Consider the following 17134-nt stretch of genomic DNA (forward strand, 5'->3'; position numbering starts at 1 on the left):
TTACTCAGCGAGCCGTCGACACGTAGGGCAGCAGAGCCACCTCACGCGAGTTCTTGACGGCGACAGCGATGTCCCGCTGATGCTGCACGCAGTTGCCGGTGACGCGGCGGGCGCGGATCTTGCCCCGGTCGCTGACGTACTTGCGCAGCAGCGTCGTGTCCTTGTAGTCGATGGACACGTTGCCGGACTTGCTCTCCTTGCAGAACGTGCAAGCCTTCTTCTTCAGCACCTTTTCGCGCGCGGGCGCTTTAGGCATGGTCTTCTACCTTCGTTTTCTGGTATGTGGCCCGCGCGGACGCGGGCCTGTGAAGCCGTCTCAGAACGGCGGTTCGTCATCCATGCGGCCGCCCCCGAAGGAGCCGGCCGCGGGCGCGCTGCCCCACGGGTCGTCCTCGGCCGCGCCGGAACGACTGCCACCGCCACCGGACCGGTCGGACGCGTAGCCGCCCCCGCCGCCGCCACCGAAACCGCCGCCGCCCCCACCGCCGCGGCTGGCCTTGTTGACCTTCGCGGTGGCGTAGCGCAGCGAGGGACCCACCTCGTCGACCTCGAGTTCGACGACCGTGCGCTTCTCACCCTCGCGGGTTTCGTAGGAGCGCTGCTTGAGCCGTCCGCTCACGATGACGCGAGCGCCTCGGGTCAGGCTTTCGGCGACGTTCTCCGCTGCTTCACGCCAGATGTTGCAGCGCAGGAAGAGCGCTTCGCCGTCTTTCCACTCGTTGGTGTTCCGGTCGAACACGCGGGGCGTGGACGCGACGGTGAAGTTCGCGACCGCCTGTCCCGCGGGCGTGAAACGCAATTCGGGGTCGGCCGTCAGGTTTCCGATGACGGTGATGACCGTGTCGCCTGCCATGTGGTTCCTCCTGCTCGGTGTGCAGTGCCCGGTCGAGGCTGCCCGGACTGTTCGCGGGACGCACTCGCGGTGTTTGCGCTAGAGCCTAGAGTCAGGCACCGACGCGCACGAGCGACATGCGAACAACCCGGTCGCGGCCTACTTGTCGTGGCGCAGAACCTTGGTGCGCAGCACCGATTCGTTGAGGCCCAGCTGGCGGTCGAGCTCGTTCACGGTCGCGGGCGACGCGGTGAGATCGATGACGGCGTAGATGCCCTCGGCCTGCTTGCGGATCTCGTAGGCGAGACGGCGGCGGCCCCAGATGTCGACCTTGTCGATCTTGCCGCCCTCGGTCTTCACGACGCCGAGCATGTTCTCCAGGGACGGACCAACGGTGCGCTCGTCCAGGCTCGGATCGAGGATGACCATCACTTCGTAATGACGCACGGACCAATCACCTCCTGTGGACTAGGAAACGGCCACGGACGGTCCGTGGCAGGAGGGTCGTTGCGTCAGCAACCCGACAAGGCTACATGAGGGGGTCCTGAGCAGCGAAATCGCCCCGTGACCGGCGCCGCTGGGCCCGGCGGCCCGCCCCGGCTCCGCCTAGGGTGGTCGACATGCCGACCGGAACCGCTGTCAGCGAGTTGCCCGCCGGCCGCGTGATCCGGCGCACCGCGATGACCGCCGTGGTGCTGCTGCTGTGCGGCCTGACCCTGGTGCCGGCCTACCTGAACAAGGCACGATGCGCGGGCGCGCCGTTCTACGAGGACGGTCGCAGCGTCGCCTTCGACATCGTCAAGGACGCCGAGGTCTGCTACTCCGACATCCAGTACCTGTGGCTCGGCCGCGACATCGATCGGCACGTGTTCCCCTACATCGACGGCGGGATCACCGCCGACGGCTGGCTGACCGGCGGCGCGGTGGAGTATCCGGTGCTCAGCGGACTGTTGATGTGGCTGGGCGCGATCGGTGCCCACGACGACGCCGCCTTCCTGTGGCATTCGGCGCTGCTGCTCGCGCCGTTCGCGCTGTTGACCGCGTGGATGCTGGCCCGGCTGGCGGGCCGGGCCGCGCTGCTGTGGGCGGCCGGGCCGCCGCTGGTGCTCTACGCCTTCCACAACTGGGAACTGCCGGTGGTGTGCACCGCGGTCGCGGCGGTGTACGTGATGACCGCGCTGACGCAATATTCGCTGCGCACCCGGGGCATTGTCGCGGCGGTGCTGCTCGGCCTCGGGTTCTGCCTGAAGCTGTATCCGGGGATCTTCGTGCTGCCCCTGGTCCTGCTGGTGCTCACCCGCGGAAAGGCCGGGCCGCGCGAGCGCGCGGAGTCCGGCTGGGATGTGCGCGGCGCCGCGCTGACCGCGGGCGCGGCGGTGGCGACGGTGGTGCTGGTGAACCTGCCGTTCGCGGTGGCCGGGTACGAGGGGTGGCGCGCCTCGATCACCTTCCAGCAGCGACGTCAGGCCGACATCACCACCAACTCCATCTGGTACTGGGGGCATCACCTGCTGTTCGGGCGGTTCGCCGAGACCGGGCAGGCGTGGCAGGACGGTGTGGCGCTGGCCTCGCCGCTGCTGGTCGCCGCCACTTTCGCGGTGGCGGCATGGCTGGGCTGGCGGCGATACGCCGCGGGCGAGGTGTACCCGTGGGTGGGGGTGAGTGCGGCGATGCTGTGCGGCTTCCTGGTTTTCCACAAGGTGCACTCGCCGCAGTACACACTGTGGCTGATCCCGTTCTTCGTGCTGCTCGCGGTGCCGTGGCCGCTGGTGGTGGCGTATCTGTGCGCCGACATCGCGATCGGCGTCGGGGTGTTCCGCTACTTCTATCTGCTCGGTGCGGGCGAGCCGAGCGAATGGGCCGAGGTGGTGGTGCAGTTCGGCGTGTGGGGGCGCGCGCTGCTGCTGGTGCCGTTGTTCTTCCTGTTCGTGCGGGCGGCCCCGCGCGGCACGCCGACGCGGCCGTCGGCGCGGTCGCCCGAACTCGTCTCGGCCGCCTGATGTTTCGCGTCGTGCCGCGCGGTGGTCACGGGCGCACGGCAGACTGAACCGATGCTTCAGTTACGGGTTCTCTCACCCGCCGCGCTGACCGACGGGGTGCTCTCGGTGTTGAACGAGGATCCGGCCGTGAGCGGTCTGGCCTTGATGCGCGGCGCCGCGCTGAAACCGCCCGGCGACATGATCTTCGCCGAAGTGGCGCGGGAGGCGGGCAACGACGTGGTCGAGCGGTTGCGCGCCCTGGGGGTGCACAAGCAGGGCAGTATCGAACTCGACCAGGTCCGGACGTGGATGTCGCGCAGCGGTTTCGAGGCCGAGGTGCGCACCCCGGGCAGCAGCGCCGACTCGGTGGTGTGGGCCGAGGTGGCGCAGCGCTCCTACGAGGAGTCCGAGCTGAACTGGACCTACCTGAGCTTCATGACGCTGGCCACGATCATCGCCGCGATCGCGATCGTGCACGATTCCCAGATCCTGGTGATCGGCGCGATGGTGCTCGGCCCGGAGTTCGGCGCCATCGCCGCGCTCGGCGTCGCACTGGTCCGTCGGAGGTACGTGCTGCTGCGGCTGGCCCTGCGCACGCTGGTCGCCGGGTTCACGGTCGCCATCCTGGTGACCTTGGCGCTGGCGTTGCTGGCCAGAGCCCTTGGCTGGATCACCGAGGGTGACGTGACCGGCCCGCGCCCGAGCACGGCGTTCATCTACACCCCGGACCGCTGGTCGTTCATCGTCGCGGTGGTGGCGGCCGCGGCCGGGGTGCTGGCGCTGACCTCGGCCAAGGCCAGCGGCCTGACCGGTGTGTTCATCTCGGTGACTACGGTGCCCGCCGCCGGCAACATCGCGCTCGGCGCGGCGTTCGGCGTGAGCGAGGCGGTCTGGGGCAGCCTGGCGCAGCTGCTGGTGAACCTGTCGGGCATGGCGCTGGCCGGTTGGGCGACGCTGGCGCTACAGCAGGCGGTGTGGACGCGGATCACCATCCGCCGCGCCAAGGCGCTGCACCTGCCGTACCGGATGCTCTAGCGCGGTCGGTGATCAGCGAAACGGCCCCCTCCCGTTCGGAAGGGGGCCGTTTCGTCGGGCCGGATTTCGCTCGGGCTCAGCCCACCGGGGTGACGGTGCGCTCGTTCTCCACCTCGCCCGCCTCGTCGCCGCCCTCGCGGCGGTTGCGCAGGACGCTGCTGATGAAGGCCGCGCCGATGAAGGCGACGCCGACGAGGCCGGTGATGATCTCGTTGATGTGCACGCCGATGGAGACGAGCAGGATCGCGGCCAGGGCGCCGATGGCCCAGTGCGCGCCGTGCTCGAGGTAGACGTACTCCGAGAGCGTGCCCTTGCGCACCAGGTACACGGTGATGGACCGGACGAACATGGCGCCGATCAGGCCGAGGCCCAGCGCGATGAGGATCGGGTCGGAGGTGATGGCGAACGCGCCGATGACGCCGTCGAAGGAGAACGAGGCGTCGAGGACCTCCAGGTAGAGGAACAGGAAGAAGCCCGCCTTACCGGTGGCCTTGGCCAGGTCGGAGGGGCCGCTCTTCTCGGCTTCCTCTTCGAGTTCCTCGGTGTGGAACATCGAGCCGAGGCCGTCGACGGCGATGTAGATGATCATGCCGAGCAGGCCGGCCATGAGCACGGTGGCGCGCTTGTCGTCGGGGGCGAGGAATTCGGCGGTGAGCACCAGGCCGACGCCGGAGACGACGACGGCGAGCATGTCCAGCTTGCCCGCGCGGGCCAGCGGGCGCTCCAGCCAGCTCAGCCAGGTGATCTCGCGGTCTTCGAAGATGAAGTTCAGGAACAGCATCGCCAGGAACATGCCGCCGAACGCCGCGATCTGCGGGTGGGCGTCGGTCAGCAGGGTCTCGTAGCTGGGGCTGCCGTCGGGGAAGTAGGGAGCGTCACCGGCGGGCGGGTTGAGCGCCAGGTCGAGCGCATCGACCGGGTTCAGGCCCGCGGTGACCCACACGATGGCGAGCGGGAACACCAGGCGCATGCCGAACACGGCGATGAGGATGCCGATGGTGAGGAAGATCTTCTGCCAGAACTCGCTCATCCGCCGCAGGACGGTGGCGTTGATGACGGCGTTGTCGAACGACAACGAGACTTCCAGGATGCCGAGGATCGCGCAGAGGAACAGCGCGGTGGGGCCGCCGTAGAGGAACGCCACGACCAGTGACGCCACGGTGACGAGGCCGGAGAGGCCGAAGATGCGCAGGACCACGCGGGGACCTTTCGTGAATGGAGATGGATCGGCGTGCTTGGTTTCCAGCGTGGCCGCTGAACCGGCGGATGTCCAACGATGCGATGGCCGCCGCCGACGGTCATCGGATCACAGGAAGAGGGGGCTCGTCGCTGCGAGCCCCCTCCACCGTACGCGTGTTCGTCAGACGTTCACGCCGTAGTCACGGGCGATGCCCGCCAGGCCGGACGCGTAGCCCTGGCCGATGGCGCGGAACTTCCACTCGGCGCCGTTGCGGTACAGCTCGCCGAAGACCATCGCGGTCTCGGTGGAGGCGTCTTCGGTGAGGTCGTAGCGCGCGAGCTCCTCGCCGTTGCTGCGGTCGACGACGCGGATGTAGGCGTTGCGGACCTGGCCGAACGACTGCTGGCGGGTGTCGGCGTCGTAGATCGAGACCGGGAAGAAGATGGACTCGATGGTCGGCGGGGTGTTGGCCAGGTCGACGTTGATGACCTCGTCGTCGCCTTCGCCCTCACCGGTGCGGTTGTCACCCGCGTGCTCGATGGCGCCCTCGGGCGAGCGCAGGTTGTTGAAGAACACGAAGTGCTGGTCGGACAGCACCTTCTTGTCCGCACCGGTCGCGATCGCGCTGGCATCCAGGTCGAAGTCGGTTCCGGTGGTGGTTCGAACATCCCACCCCAGGCCGACGGAAACAGCAGTCAGGTTAGGCGCCGCCTTGGTCAGCGAAACGTTGCCGCCCTTGGACAAACTGACACCCATGCGGGAATCCCTTTCATTAGTCCGTCTGTGGTCCCAGCATGTCCGAATCGCCGGGTACGCCATACGACAGTAGTAGGTTTCGGGAAACTTGCGTAGGAACTGTGGTAACCACCGGCGAACAGCGCGATCTCCTACCATCGGGGCGTGGCAGGGCGCAGGCGGGGATGGTTCCGGTCCTCGGGGAACACCGAGTGGATCCAGCAGGTCCGAGGCCGCCTCGCGCAGGCGTTCCTCGACATGGATCGCAGGCAGAGCGCGGCCGAGGCCGCCGTGCACGCGGCCGAGGAGATGTTCCCGCAGCAGCGGCACGGTGCGGCCTGGGAGCCGGTGCGGGCGCGGTGCTACGCGGCGGCCGAAGCCTATCTGGCGTTGTCGGAGGAACTGGAGAACGCGGAGCGGACCGGCGCCCAGCCACCGCAGGGCCAGGCCCGCGCCGAGGCGGTGACCAGGCAGTTGGCCGACGCGGCGGCGGCGGTGGACGGGTTCTATCGCGGCAGGCAGGCCGAGCTCGAGCAGGCGGTGGCGCTGCTGCGTACCGTGCCGCAGCTGGCGCATCAGGTGAAGGTGGCCGCGGCGGCGGTGCGGCGGGAGGCGGCCGAGTCGGCGTACGCCGGCTACCCCTCGGTGCGGCAACGCGCGGCCGCGGTGGATGAGGCGCTGCTCACACTGGATGCCCTGGATCCCGGTGCCCAGGCGAGCCGGGTGAGGGCCGCGGCCAACCGGCTGGAGGCGGCCGCCAAGGAATTGGCAGATGCCTTGGCGCAGGCCCCTTCTCGGGCCGCCGCCGCCGAGAACGCGCTCGCCTCGGCGAACACCAGGCTGGCCGCCGTGCGCACCCGAGCCGAGGGCCTCGGGCCTGCCTTTTCGGCGTTGCTCCGGGAGTTCAATGCTGCGAGTTCGGCGGATCTGGCGAACAATGAGCGTGAAAGTCAGGCAGCGATGGATGCCGCCGCCGACGCCCTGGCCAGGGCGCGCACGGCATCGCGCGAGAACGACCCGGAGACAGCCCTTGATTTGACCTCCAGTGCGCGGGGCAGCCTCGCCGAGGCCGAGCAGCGGATAGACGCGGTGACCAAACGCCTCGCCCTGCTGCGATCGGTACGTGACGACCCCGCCGACAAGGCCAAGGCCGTACGATTCCGGCTGCGGGACGCCCAGATGCTCGCGGTCAGCCGGGGACTCGTCGGCGAATGGGGCTCTGTGCTGGACGCGCAGGCCGAACGCATCGATCGGATCAGCGAAACACTGTCGGGGCGGCACCCCGACTACTGGGCCTATGTGACGGAACTGGATGCCGTCACCGAATTCATAGCCGGTGTGGTGGATCGAATGAGAAAGCAATCAGGACCACGACGACCATGAGAACGGAGCATCGATGACCGCTCCCGTCGCCCTCCGACAGGAAGTCTCCCTGCGGAAGCGACTGCCGTTGCGCCACTTCCGGCAGCTGCACGGACCCGACCTCAGACATCTGTTCCACCGGCAGCCGGAGCCGTTCGGCGACCGGGCCGATCGCGAGTTGCTGGCGATCGCGCTCGGGGCCACCCTCTACGCGCCCGCGACCAGGGCGGACCTGGCGGACACGATCCGCAGGCGGGCCGAGCGCGGGGTGTGCTCGATGGTGATCGATCTCGAGGACGCCGTCGCCGACCACGAGGTGGAGACGGCCAAGCGCCGCGCCGTCGCGGCGCTCGACGAGCTCGCCGCCGACGAGGATCCCGCACCCCTGCTGTTCGTGCGGGTGCGTGACGCCGACACCATCGGGGAACTGGTCGATCAGCTCGGCCCCGGCGTCGCGGTGCTGACCGGCTTCGTCTTCCCGAAGTTCGACAGCGCCTCGGGGCAGAAATACCTGGACGCGCTGGCGGCGGTGGGCGAGCGGCTGGCCAGGCCGGTGTACGGGATGCCGGTGCTGGAGTCGGCCGCCCTGGTGCATCGGCAGACCCGGGACGGCGAACTGACCCAGATCGCGGCGATGCTCGCCGAGCATCGCGAGCGGGTGCTCGCGGTGCGCGTGGGCGCCACCGACATGTGCTCGACCTTCGGCATCCGCCGCGACCGCGACCTGACCATCTACGACGTGCGGGTGGTGGCCGACGTCATCGCCGACATCGTCAACTACCTCGGCCGCGCCGACGGGACCGGGTTCGTCATCACCGGGCCGGTGTGGGAGTACTTCGCCGACCACGAGCGGATGTTCCGCCCGCTGCTGCGCACGGCGCCGTTCGAGGAGTCCGACGCGGTGAAGTTCCGCCAGTACCTGGTGAGCCGGGATCTGGACGGGTTGCTGCGCGAGATCACCCTGGACCGTGCCAACGGCATCCAGGGCAAGACCGTCATCCATCCCTCGCACGTGGCCGCGGTGCACGCACTGTCGGTGGTGACGCACGAGGAGTACTCCGACGCGCTGGACATCCTGCAGGCCGACGTCGGCGGGGTGGCGGCCTCGGAGTACCGCAACAAGATGAACGAGATGCGCCCGCATCGCAGCTGGGCCGGGCAGACCATGCTGCGGGCCAGGGTGTTCGGGGTGGCGAACAAGGGAGTGTCCTTCGTGGATCTGCTGACGGCGTTGGTGAAGGTATGAGCACGCCGTGGGCGACCCGCACGCTCGGGCTCGCGTTGCGTCATCGGGACGGTGCGGCGGGGACCGTCGCACCCGAGTTGTCCGTCGAGGCGCTGGTGCAGCCCGGATTGCGGCGCAACCCGAAGCGGGCGCACCTGCTCGTGTCCACCGTGTTGGGCAAACATCTGCCCACCGATCCGCGGGTGGTGCTGGCGGCCGGCGACCGGCTGGGTGATCTCGTGCTGGCGGCGCTGGCGGGCACGTCCGCCGCGGAGCAGGCCGGCGCGAACGGACCGCGCCGCGCCGGAACCCCGGCGCTCGTGCTCGGTTTCGCCGAGACCGCCACCGGCCTCGGACACATCGTGGCCGCCAGGATCGGGGCCGCTTGCTACCTGCACTCCACCCGCCGCGACGTGCCGTCGGTCGAAACCCTGACCGGGTTCGAAGAGGGGCACTCGCACGCCACCTCGCATCAGTTGCAGCCGGTGCCCGCGAGCATCTTCGCCGACGATCTGCCGCTCGTGCTGGTCGACGACGAGATCTCCACCGGTGCGACGGCACTCGACGCGGTGCGCGCGCTGCACGCGTTCGCGCCGCGCTCGCACTACATTCTCGCATCCCTGGTGGACATGCGCACCGATGCCGACCGGGCACGGTTCGCGGCGGCCGCCCGGGAACTGGGGGCGCGCATCGACACCGTCTGCCTGGCAGCCGGAGCGACCGTGCTGCCCGACGATTTGATCGACGCGGTTCAGGCGCTGCCCGAGCCCGCGTTGAACCCGGTCGCCGCGCAGCGCGGATCGCTCGACCGGATCGAACTGCCCTGGCCGGACTCGGTGCCCGAGGGTGGGCGGCACGGGTTCCTGCGTGCCGACACACCGGCGTTCGAGGCAGCCGTCGCCGCCGCGGGCAAGGCGCTGCGCGCGCGGCTGGAGGTCGCCGCGCCCGGCCGCCCGGTCGTCGTGCTCGGTCACGAGGAACTGATGTACCTGCCGTTGCGGCTGGCCGAATCGTTGGCCGGCGCGGGCGTTCCCACGCGCTTCCAGACGACGACCCGCTCCCCTGCCTACGTGGTGGACGAACCCGGCTACCCGCTGCGCCGCGGATTCCGTTTCCACGCACCCGAACCCGGGCAGGCCGAGCCGCGCTACCTGTACAACGCCCACTGGTTCACCGACTACGACGGGGGCTTGGCGGCGCTGAGCACGGCGGAGGGTGCCGAAGGGACGGCCGCCGAATACGCTGTCCGCCACGGCGGCTCCGATCCGGCAGCGGCGCAGGCGAGCGCCGGCGGCGTTGGACGCCGGCATCATTCGATCGCGGTCGGGTCGGCGCTGGACCCGATTCTGGTCATGGTCGTCGATCAGCCCGCCGACACCCCGGAACTCGTGTCCCCCGGCGGCGTGGTGGACGTACTCACCGCCTCGGGCGCGGATGTGCTGGTCGCGGTCGTGCCCGGTGCGGATCCCCGCACATTGCACGCCGAGCGGGCCGCCGCCGAGGGTGCTGCCGCCGAGCGCATCGCCGAGGGGGCTGCCGTCGAGCGGACTATCCCCGAGGGCACCGCCACCGACCACACCGCCGACCAACCGATCGCACCGCACGGCCGCCGCCCGGACCGATCCTTCCCCCGTCCGCTGCACGGTCCCGAGTTCGGCTCGTACGCCCCCGGCGAGGTGTCCTGGCTGCTCAAGGATCTCTCCGACGTGGACCTCGAGGCCGATGTGGCCGAGCGGGAGCGGCGGATCCAGGCCGGCGTCGCCCACTACGCGGAGACGCTGCCGATCGAATACCAGCCCGATGCCGAGTACCGGGAGCTGTTCGAGAAGGTGCTCGCCGACAGTGCCGAGCGGCTGGCGCTGGCCGTGGCGACGGTGGCCGAACTGGTCGTCGCCGAGCGTGGCCCGGACGTGACGCTGGTGTCGTTGGCGCGGGCGGGCACGCCGATCGGCATCCTGATGAAGCGCTGGCTGGCAGCGCGGGATCACAGCGGTGCCCCGGCGCTGGACGTGCCGCACTACGCGGTGTCCATCGTGCGCGATCGCGGCATCGACGCGGTGGCGCTGGACTACCTCGCCGCCCACCACGATCCGGCCGCGGTGGTGTTCGTCGACGGCTGGACCGGGAAGGGCGCCATCGCCAGGGAGTTGTCCGCGGCGCTGGCCGACTACCACGCCGCGGGCGGTGCCCGCTTCGACGACGACCTGGCGGTGCTGGCCGACCCCGGTTGCTGCGTGCGGACCTACGGCACCCGCGACGACTTCCTGATCGCCTCCGCCTGCCTGAATTCCACGGTCTCCGGCCTGGTGTCGCGCACGGTGCTCAACGACACGCTGATCGGGCCGCGCGATTTCCACGGTGCCAAGTTTTACCGGCAGCTGGCGGACGAGGACGTGTCCGGTCGCCTGCTGGACACGGTGGCCGCGGCCTTCGACACCGTCCGTCCGCGCGTGCCCGCCGAACTGGCGAAGGTGCGCGGCGGTGACCGGACGCCGACCTGGTCGGGGTGGGCCTCGGTGGAGCAGGTGCGCGCCGAATACGGCATCGGCAGCGTCAATTTCGTCAAACCCGGCGTCGGCGAGACGACGCGGGTGCTGCTGCGCCGGGTGCCGTGGCGGGTGCTGGTCCGCGAGGCCGACGCCCCCGAGCACGCGCACATCAGGATGCTCGCGGCCGCCCGCGGCGTTCCGGTGGAAGTCGTGCCCGATCTGGCGTATTCGTGTATGGGATTGATCAAGGAAGTGCGGTGAGCGTGGCGATGTTCCAGCGAAGACCCCGGCTCCAGGCGCTCGTCGCCACCGACCTGGACCGGACGATGATCTACTCGCGCAACGCGTTCAGCACCACCGCCGAGGTGCCCACCGTATGCGTGGAACACCTCGAGGGCGCTCCCCTGTCGTTCATGACCACCGCCGCCGCGCTGCGCATGCAGCGGCTCACCGAACCCGCCGCGGTGATCCCCACGACCACCCGAACCATCAAGCAGTTCACCAGGATCCAGTTGCCGGGCGCGCCGTGGCGGTACGCCGTCACCAGCAACGGCGGCAACATTCTGGTCGACGGCGTCCCGGACATGCGCTGGCGCATCGACATCGACGCCAAGGTCCGTGCCGGTGGTGCCACCCTGTCGGAGGTGAGCGCCGAACTGCGCAGGCGCATCGACGACAGCTGGGTGAGCAAGTTCCGCATCGCCGACCACCTGTTCTGCTACCTGGTGGTGAAACCGAAGGCCGTCCCCGCGGATTTCCTGGCCGAATGGGACCGGTGGTGCCGGGACCGCGGCTGGACCGCCTCCCAGCAGGGCCGCAAGATCTACACGATGCCGCAGGCGGTGTGCAAGAGCGTCGCCGTCGCCGAAGTGCGTAACCGGATGCTCGCGGCGGGCGAACTCGCCGACACCGCGCGCACGCTCGCCGCCGGTGACGGCGCGCTGGACGCGGAGATGCTGCGCGCCGCCGACCGCGCCATCCGGCCCCGGCACGGCGAACTGGAGCAGCTCAACTGGACCAGCCCCAACCTCACCGTCACCAAGGCCAGCGGCATCCTCGCCGGTGAGGAGATCGTCGACTGGTTCATCGAGGCGGCCCGGCCCGCCGCCTGACGGCTACCAGCCCTGCTGCTGCTGTTGCCCGAGTTGGGCGGCGATGGTGGCCTGCAGGCGCTGCAGCCCGCCGACGGTGATCCCGCTCTGCAGCTGGCCCTCGATGGTGCGGACCAGCATGGAGTCGCTCATCACCTTCTCGCTGGACTGGATGAGCACCGTGCCCGCGCCGGTGAAATCGAACTGCCGCTCCTCACCGGAGTTCACGCCGAACCGGGCGGCGCCCGCGGCCAGGAAGTTCGAGATCCAGCCCTCGTCGTAGTGGTGGCTCGGCGACGGGCAGTCGGCCCAGCCGACCAGCGCCTCCGGGTCCACCCGCAGCGGCGGTTCGGCGAACATCACCGGGCCGTTGGAGGAGGCCAGGAACTTGCCGGTGCCGATGAGGGTGAGGAAGCCGGGCACGATCGACTGGTTCAGCGACAGCCCCGGCTCGAAGGCGAGCAGGTTCGCGGCGCGGATGGTGAGGTTGCCCTCGTCGAGATCGTAGGAGTTGATGTCGTAGCCGCGGTCGCCGATCACCAGCTTGCCGTGGCCCTCGGCGACGACGTAGTCGCCGGTGAACAGCGGCGCGGAGAACTGCTGCGAGACCATGTGCAGCAGGCCGCCCTGCAGGCCGTGGGTGAGCGGCTGGAAATTGATCTGCCCGTAGTAGGCGATCATCGCGCCCTTGCGCATGAACCAGGGCCGGTTCAGGTCGATGCAGTAGGCGTAGCTGTTTCCCGGGATGTTGTCGCTCTCACCGAGATTCATCGGGTTCAGGATCTGGGCCATGACTCACAACTTCTCTTCGGAGGCCTGCACGTAGACCACGCCCTGCCCGGTGCACTGCAGCTGCATCGCCTCACCGGACCCCTTGCCGACGGCGTCGCGCCAGCTCAGCGCGGTCTTCAACTCGGTGTTCACGTTGCCGTAGGCGGCCACGAACGCCTGCGGGTCGACGACCACCGGATGCGGCCCGCCCACCTGCAGTTCGAGGAACCCGCCGTGCGCGAGCAGCACCGCCGCGCCGTGCCCGGACAACTGGGTGGTGAACATGCCCTGGCCGGTGAGCGCACCACTGGCGGCGCCGCGCAGCGCACCCATGAGACCGCCGCCGCCACCACCGCCGCCGGAACTCATCACCGACACGATCGAGGACTGCAATCCCGCCGTGTTCGCCAGCAGCCGGGAGGCTTCCACCCGCAGCGTCGCGCCCGGCTGGATCTGCACCACGTGCACCTCGAGACCGGCGAAGCCGTAGTGCACCTCGCCGGTGCCCCGCGCCAGCATGGTGCGCTCGTGCTCACCGGCCATCATCCGGCCCGCCATGCGCATGAGGCCACCGCCGCCGCCCATTCCCTGTGCCCCGGGGATCTGGTGCGGGGCGAAGGAGACGGCCCCGGTGTAGAACAGCATCGCGCCGGTGCGCGCGACCACGCCGCCCGCCGCGCCGACGTTCACCTTGACGACCTTGCCGTTGACCTTCTCGAACATTCCGCTGCCCCTTACCGTTCCGCCGGCTGGATCAGCACGACGCCCTGCCCGTCCCAGCGCAGCGAGAAGGCCTCGCCGGCATCCGAACCGGTGAAGGTCCGCCAGGACACGTCGGTGACGAAGGACTGGCTGACGTTGCCCTGGGCGGCGACGAACGCGTCCGGGTCGACCACCAGCGGGTACTGCGGGGACACCTCGAGGTGGATGAGCGGCCCGCCCGCCGACAGCAGCGCCACCTGGCCCTGGCCGGTCACCGTGGTGGTGAACAGGCCCGCGCCCGAGGACGCGCCGCCGAGACCGGCGAACCGCACGTCGGTGCGCAGGTTTCCGGCGAAGGCCAGCAACTGCTGCGATTCGACCTGGAGCGTCTCGCCGTTGAGGTCGACGACGGTGACGTGTTGGCCGTTGACGGCGAAGAACACCCGGCCGTTGCCCGAGCACTCCATCAGCGAGAGTTTCTCGCCGGTCGCCCGGCGCTTGAGTCCGGCGAGGACGCCGTCGCCGCCGCCGAAGCCGGCCGCCTTGAATTGCACGTTGCCTTCGTAGGCGACCATCGACCCGGAGATCGCGCGGATGCTGGTACCGGCGAGGTGGGCCTCGATCACCTTTTTCGAGTGTTCGAACAGTTGCGCCATGGGGTGGTTTGCCTGCTGTCTGGTCCGGGAGGAGGGCATCCGCTCACCCGCATGCCCTCTGCGTGTCGTCACAGTAACCGATGCGGCGCCGGGTGCCCTGTCGTGCGGGAACTTCGGTGCCGTCCGCGGCCGCGCGCTTTCTCGTAGAGTGGCAACCGAACGCACCGACGAGCGAAGGGTCGACCTTGTCCGCAACACTCGCCAAGGGGCAGAACGGTCCGCTGAACACCGCCGATGTGGTGATCTCCGTGCAGTTGACCGCACCGGCGGATCTGTCCGCCTTGTTGGTGACCGAGCGGGGCAAGGTCCGCTCCGACGCCGACTTCGTCTTCTACAACCAGCCGTCCGGGCCGGGCGTGCAACTGGTGCCGGGGCCCGCCGGGCAGGCCGCCTCGCTGGCGGTCTCGCTGAACGCGGTACCCGCCGACATCGATCAGATCCGCGCCGTGATCACCCTCGACGATCCGTCGGCGAGCTTCGGCCGGTTCGCCCCGCCGACCGCGATCGTGTCCGACGCCGCGGGCGCCCGGCTCTACGAGTACCGCATCGACGGGCTCGACCGGGAGTCGATCGTCATCGCGCTGGAGCTCTACCGCCGCCAGGGTGCCTGGAAGGTGCGCGCGGTCGGCCAGGGATACGCGGGCGGGTTCGCGGCGCTGGTCACCGATCACGGTGTGAACGTGGACGACTCGTCGTCCGCCGCCGCCCAGCAGCCCGCGCCGCCTGTCCAGCCGACGGCGCCCGCCTACCCGCCGCCCACCCAGCAGGCCGCGCCCGCCTACCCGCCCACCCAGCAGGTGCCCGGCGGGTATCCGCCGCCGACCCAGCAGATGCCGCCCGCCGCGGCCGGCGCCTACCCGCCGCCGGGTGCGGGCGGCTATCCCCCGCCGCCCGGCGCCGCCCAGCCGAGCACGCAGGGCGAGGTCAGCCTCAGCAAGGACCGGCCGGTCAGCCTGCAGAAGGGCCAGCGGGTCACGCTGCGCAAGGAAGGCGGCGCCGCGCTCACCTTCGTCAAGATGGGCTTGGGCTGGGACCCGGTGCAGACCCGCGGCATGTTCGGCAACCGCACCGTGGACATCGACCTGGACGCCTCGGTGATCCTGTTCGCCGACGCCAACCCGGCGGATTTCGCCTACTACGGACAGCTGTCGTCCAAGGACGGCTCGGTGCGGCACCAGGGCGACAACCTCACCGGCGAGGGCGAGGGCGACGACGAGGTGATCCTGGTCGACCTCACCCGGATTCCCGCGCACATCACGACGCTGCTGTTCATCGTCACCTCCTACAAGGGGCACACCTTCGAGCAGGTGCGCAACGCCTTCTGCCGCCTGGTCGACGGCGCCAACAACGCCGAGCTGGCCCGCTACACCCTGGCGGGCGGGATGCCGTTCACGGCCATGGCGATGGCGAAAGTGTTCCGCGCGGGTGGTGAGTGGAAGCTGCAGGCACTCGGCGAGGGCTTCCAGGCCAAACATCCCGGCGAGGCCATCCCGCAGCTCGGCCGCTTTCTCTGAGCGCGGCGAACGAGGGGGCGCGACAGCATGGTTCGACTCCGGGCCGGACAGAACATCGCCGTGCACGCACCGGTGCTGCGCTTCCGCGCCGAGGCCGGGGTGCCGCTCGAACTGTGCGCGCTGGTGGTCGGTGCGGACCTGCGCGTCGCAGGCAGCGCCGACGTCGTCTTCTACAACCAGCCGGGGACGGCCGGAGTGGCATTGGCGGGCGCGGAGATCGGCGTGACGCCGGCCGGCCTGCGGCCCGGCGCCACCGCGGTGCTGCTGGTGGTGAGCGGCGAGGAACCGGGCCGGGCACTGGGCGCGGTGCGGGCGAGGTTGACCGGGGACGACGCCGAGGCCGTGGAATTCGCGATCGAGCCCGGCGCCGGTGAGACCGCGCTGATCTGCTTCGAGATCTACCGGCGCGGTGCGGACTGGAAGGTGCGGGCCGTCGGGCAGGGTTACGCGGGCGGGCTGGCCGCGCTGCTGCCCGCGCACGGCGTCGAGGTCGACGAGCCGCAGCCCGCGCCGAGCCGTGCCGACACCGGCGACGGCGGGCGGACGGTCGAGGTCGGCTACGGACTCGAACGGCTGTGGATGATCTTCGAGGACGCCGCCCGCTCGGCCGCCGCCCTGGTCGCCGCCCGCGACTACGCCGCCAAACGGCTCGACGACGAGCTCTCGGCCGCGGTATCGGACCCGGCCGTGCGCAACACCCCGGCGGCCGCCGATGCCAGGCAGGCCGCCCAGCGCCGCTGCGACGAGCTGATCGCCGCCGCGGAAGCCGATCACCGCCGCGACAGCGAGCAGCTGATGCGCGAGCTCGCCGACGCCGACCGGCACCTGCCGCCGGCGCTCGCGTCGTGGAAGTCGCCGTCCTGGGAGCGGCCGCCGGTGCCCGCCGACGGTATCCGGCTCGGCGAGCTGTACGCACCGGACCGCGGCGCGCTGCGCATCCCGTACTGCGTGCCCGTCCCGCTGACCCGGCCGCTGTGGATCGACACCGAGGTGTCCGCGGCGGTGGTGCCCGTGATCGGCGCGCTACTCGCCCGACTGCTGGCCGCCGACCCGCACCGGCGCACGCGGGTGGACGTCATCGATCTCACCGGCGCGTTCACCGGCCTGCTCGCCCCGCTCGCGCCGGTGCTCGACGGCCCGCCGATCACCGACCACGGCGCCATCTCGGCCCGGCTACAGGCGTTGGTCGAGGCCGCCGAACTCGCCGAAATGGCGTATCAGGCCGGCGATTACACCGCGCCGCCCGAGCATCGGGTGCTGCTCGCCGCCGATTTCCCGCACGGGTACCGCTCCGCCGACGCCCAGCGCATCACCGCGCTCACTCTGCGCGGCGACCTGATCGGGCTGTCCATCGTGATCGTCGGCAGCGACGAATCCGGTTCGCCCGACGACGCGGTCGCCGCGCTCGCCCAGGCGGCGCGGCACCTGCCGACTGTCGCGGACACCCCGCTGTTCGACCCGTGGACCGGCAGTGCCTGGCAGCTCGAACTCGACCTGCTGCCGCGCGACCCGCAGCGGGCGGCACGACTGCTCAGGTCGGAGTAGCGCCGAGCCCCCGCACGC

The 17134-nt window shown here is 70.3% G+C and carries 16 protein-coding genes; 8 read left to right on the forward strand and 8 right to left on the reverse strand.

Annotated features, from left to right (window positions below; translation table 11 throughout):
* Window positions 1-4 precede the first annotated feature (4 nt).
* The 3 genes from rpsR to rpsF form a co-directional block, all read right to left on the reverse strand.
* Window positions 5-256, reverse strand: a complete 252-nt coding sequence (rpsR, locus tag AMO33_RS20815) for a 30S ribosomal protein S18 (RefSeq protein ID WP_011212108.1) — start codon at window positions 254-256, stop codon at window positions 5-7.
* A gap of 60 nt (window positions 257-316) precedes the next feature.
* Window positions 317-853, reverse strand: a complete 537-nt coding sequence (locus tag AMO33_RS20820; RefSeq protein ID WP_011212107.1) for a single-stranded DNA-binding protein — start codon at window positions 851-853, stop codon at window positions 317-319.
* Between the two features lie 138 nt (window positions 854-991).
* Window positions 992-1279 (reverse strand): 30S ribosomal protein S6, encoded by a 288-nt coding sequence (gene rpsF, locus AMO33_RS20825; RefSeq protein WP_011212106.1) that lies wholly within the window; start codon window positions 1277-1279, stop codon window positions 992-994.
* 173 nt (window positions 1280-1452) lie between these two features.
* Here rpsF and AMO33_RS20830 point away from each other — a divergent pair, with 173 nt between their 5' ends.
* Together AMO33_RS20830 and AMO33_RS20835 are read left to right on the forward strand one after the other, a co-directional pair.
* Window positions 1453-2832 (forward strand): glycosyltransferase 87 family protein, encoded by a 1380-nt coding sequence (locus tag AMO33_RS20830; RefSeq protein ID WP_060593963.1) that lies wholly within the window; start codon window positions 1453-1455, stop codon window positions 2830-2832.
* A gap of 51 nt (window positions 2833-2883) precedes the next feature.
* Window positions 2884-3846, forward strand: a complete 963-nt coding sequence (locus AMO33_RS20835; RefSeq protein WP_060593964.1) for a DUF389 domain-containing protein — start codon at window positions 2884-2886, stop codon at window positions 3844-3846.
* A gap of 76 nt (window positions 3847-3922) precedes the next feature.
* Here AMO33_RS20835 and AMO33_RS20840 read toward each other — a convergent pair whose 3' ends face one another.
* A complete protein-coding gene (locus AMO33_RS20840; RefSeq protein WP_011212103.1) occupies window positions 3923-5044 on the reverse strand; it encodes a DUF475 domain-containing protein in 1122 nt (373 codons plus the stop codon).
* A gap of 162 nt (window positions 5045-5206) precedes the next feature.
* Window positions 5207-5782: a TerD family protein gene (locus tag AMO33_RS20845; protein WP_011212102.1), complete on the reverse strand. Its 576-nt coding sequence runs from the start codon at window positions 5780-5782 to the stop codon at window positions 5207-5209.
* Window positions 5783-5926: 144 nt separating this feature from the next.
* Here AMO33_RS20845 and AMO33_RS20850 point away from each other — a divergent pair, with 144 nt between their 5' ends.
* Genes AMO33_RS20850 through AMO33_RS20865 form a run of 4 tightly spaced genes read left to right on the forward strand, consistent with a single transcriptional unit; the run spans window position 5927 to window position 11949 of the window.
* Window positions 5927-7144 (forward strand): hypothetical protein, encoded by a 1218-nt coding sequence (locus AMO33_RS20850; RefSeq protein WP_076573735.1) that lies wholly within the window; start codon window positions 5927-5929, stop codon window positions 7142-7144.
* Between the two features lie 13 nt (window positions 7145-7157).
* Window positions 7158-8369: an HpcH/HpaI aldolase/citrate lyase family protein gene (locus AMO33_RS20855; protein WP_081433260.1), complete on the forward strand. Its 1212-nt coding sequence runs from the start codon at window positions 7158-7160 to the stop codon at window positions 8367-8369.
* Window positions 8366-11098, forward strand: coding sequence for a phosphoribosyltransferase (locus AMO33_RS30565; RefSeq protein ID WP_076573738.1), 2733 nt, complete (start codon window positions 8366-8368; stop codon window positions 11096-11098). The genes AMO33_RS20855 and AMO33_RS30565 overlap by 4 nt, the downstream gene beginning before the upstream one ends.
* Before the next feature lie 8 nt (window positions 11099-11106).
* Window positions 11107-11949 (forward strand): HAD family hydrolase, encoded by an 843-nt coding sequence (locus AMO33_RS20865; protein WP_060595070.1) that lies wholly within the window; start codon window positions 11107-11109, stop codon window positions 11947-11949.
* Between the two features lie 3 nt (window positions 11950-11952).
* On the opposite strand, the gene AMO33_RS20870 is transcribed toward AMO33_RS20865, so the two are convergent.
* The 3 genes from AMO33_RS20870 to AMO33_RS20880 are packed head-to-tail and all read right to left on the reverse strand — an operon-like array spanning window position 11953 to window position 14057.
* Window positions 11953-12720 carry an AIM24 family protein gene (locus AMO33_RS20870; protein ID WP_011212097.1) on the reverse strand — a complete coding sequence of 256 codons (768 nt, stop codon included), beginning with the start codon at window positions 12718-12720 and terminating at the stop codon, window positions 11953-11955.
* A 3-nt stretch (window positions 12721-12723) separates the two neighbouring features.
* Entirely contained in the window at window positions 12724-13422 is a 699-nt protein-coding gene (locus AMO33_RS20875) for an AIM24 family protein (protein ID WP_011212096.1), read from the reverse strand.
* An 11-nt stretch (window positions 13423-13433) separates the two neighbouring features.
* Window positions 13434-14057, reverse strand: a complete 624-nt coding sequence (locus AMO33_RS20880; RefSeq protein WP_041560504.1) for an AIM24 family protein — start codon at window positions 14055-14057, stop codon at window positions 13434-13436.
* A 185-nt stretch (window positions 14058-14242) separates the two neighbouring features.
* Between AMO33_RS20880 and AMO33_RS20885 the strand changes: the two genes are divergently transcribed.
* Both AMO33_RS20885 and AMO33_RS20890 read left to right on the forward strand, forming a co-directional pair.
* On the forward strand, window positions 14243-15571 hold the full coding sequence (locus AMO33_RS20885; RefSeq protein ID WP_060593966.1) for a TerD family protein: 1329 nt from the start codon (window positions 14243-14245) through the stop codon (window positions 15569-15571).
* Window positions 15572-15598: 27 nt separating this feature from the next.
* A complete protein-coding gene (locus tag AMO33_RS20890; protein ID WP_060593967.1) occupies window positions 15599-17116 on the forward strand; it encodes a TerD family protein in 1518 nt (505 codons plus the stop codon).
* The last annotated feature ends 18 nt before the right edge of the window (window positions 17117-17134 follow it).

It is taken from the genome of Nocardia farcinica, assembly GCF_001182745.1.
GTDB lineage: Bacteria > Actinomycetota > Actinomycetes > Mycobacteriales > Mycobacteriaceae > Nocardia > Nocardia farcinica.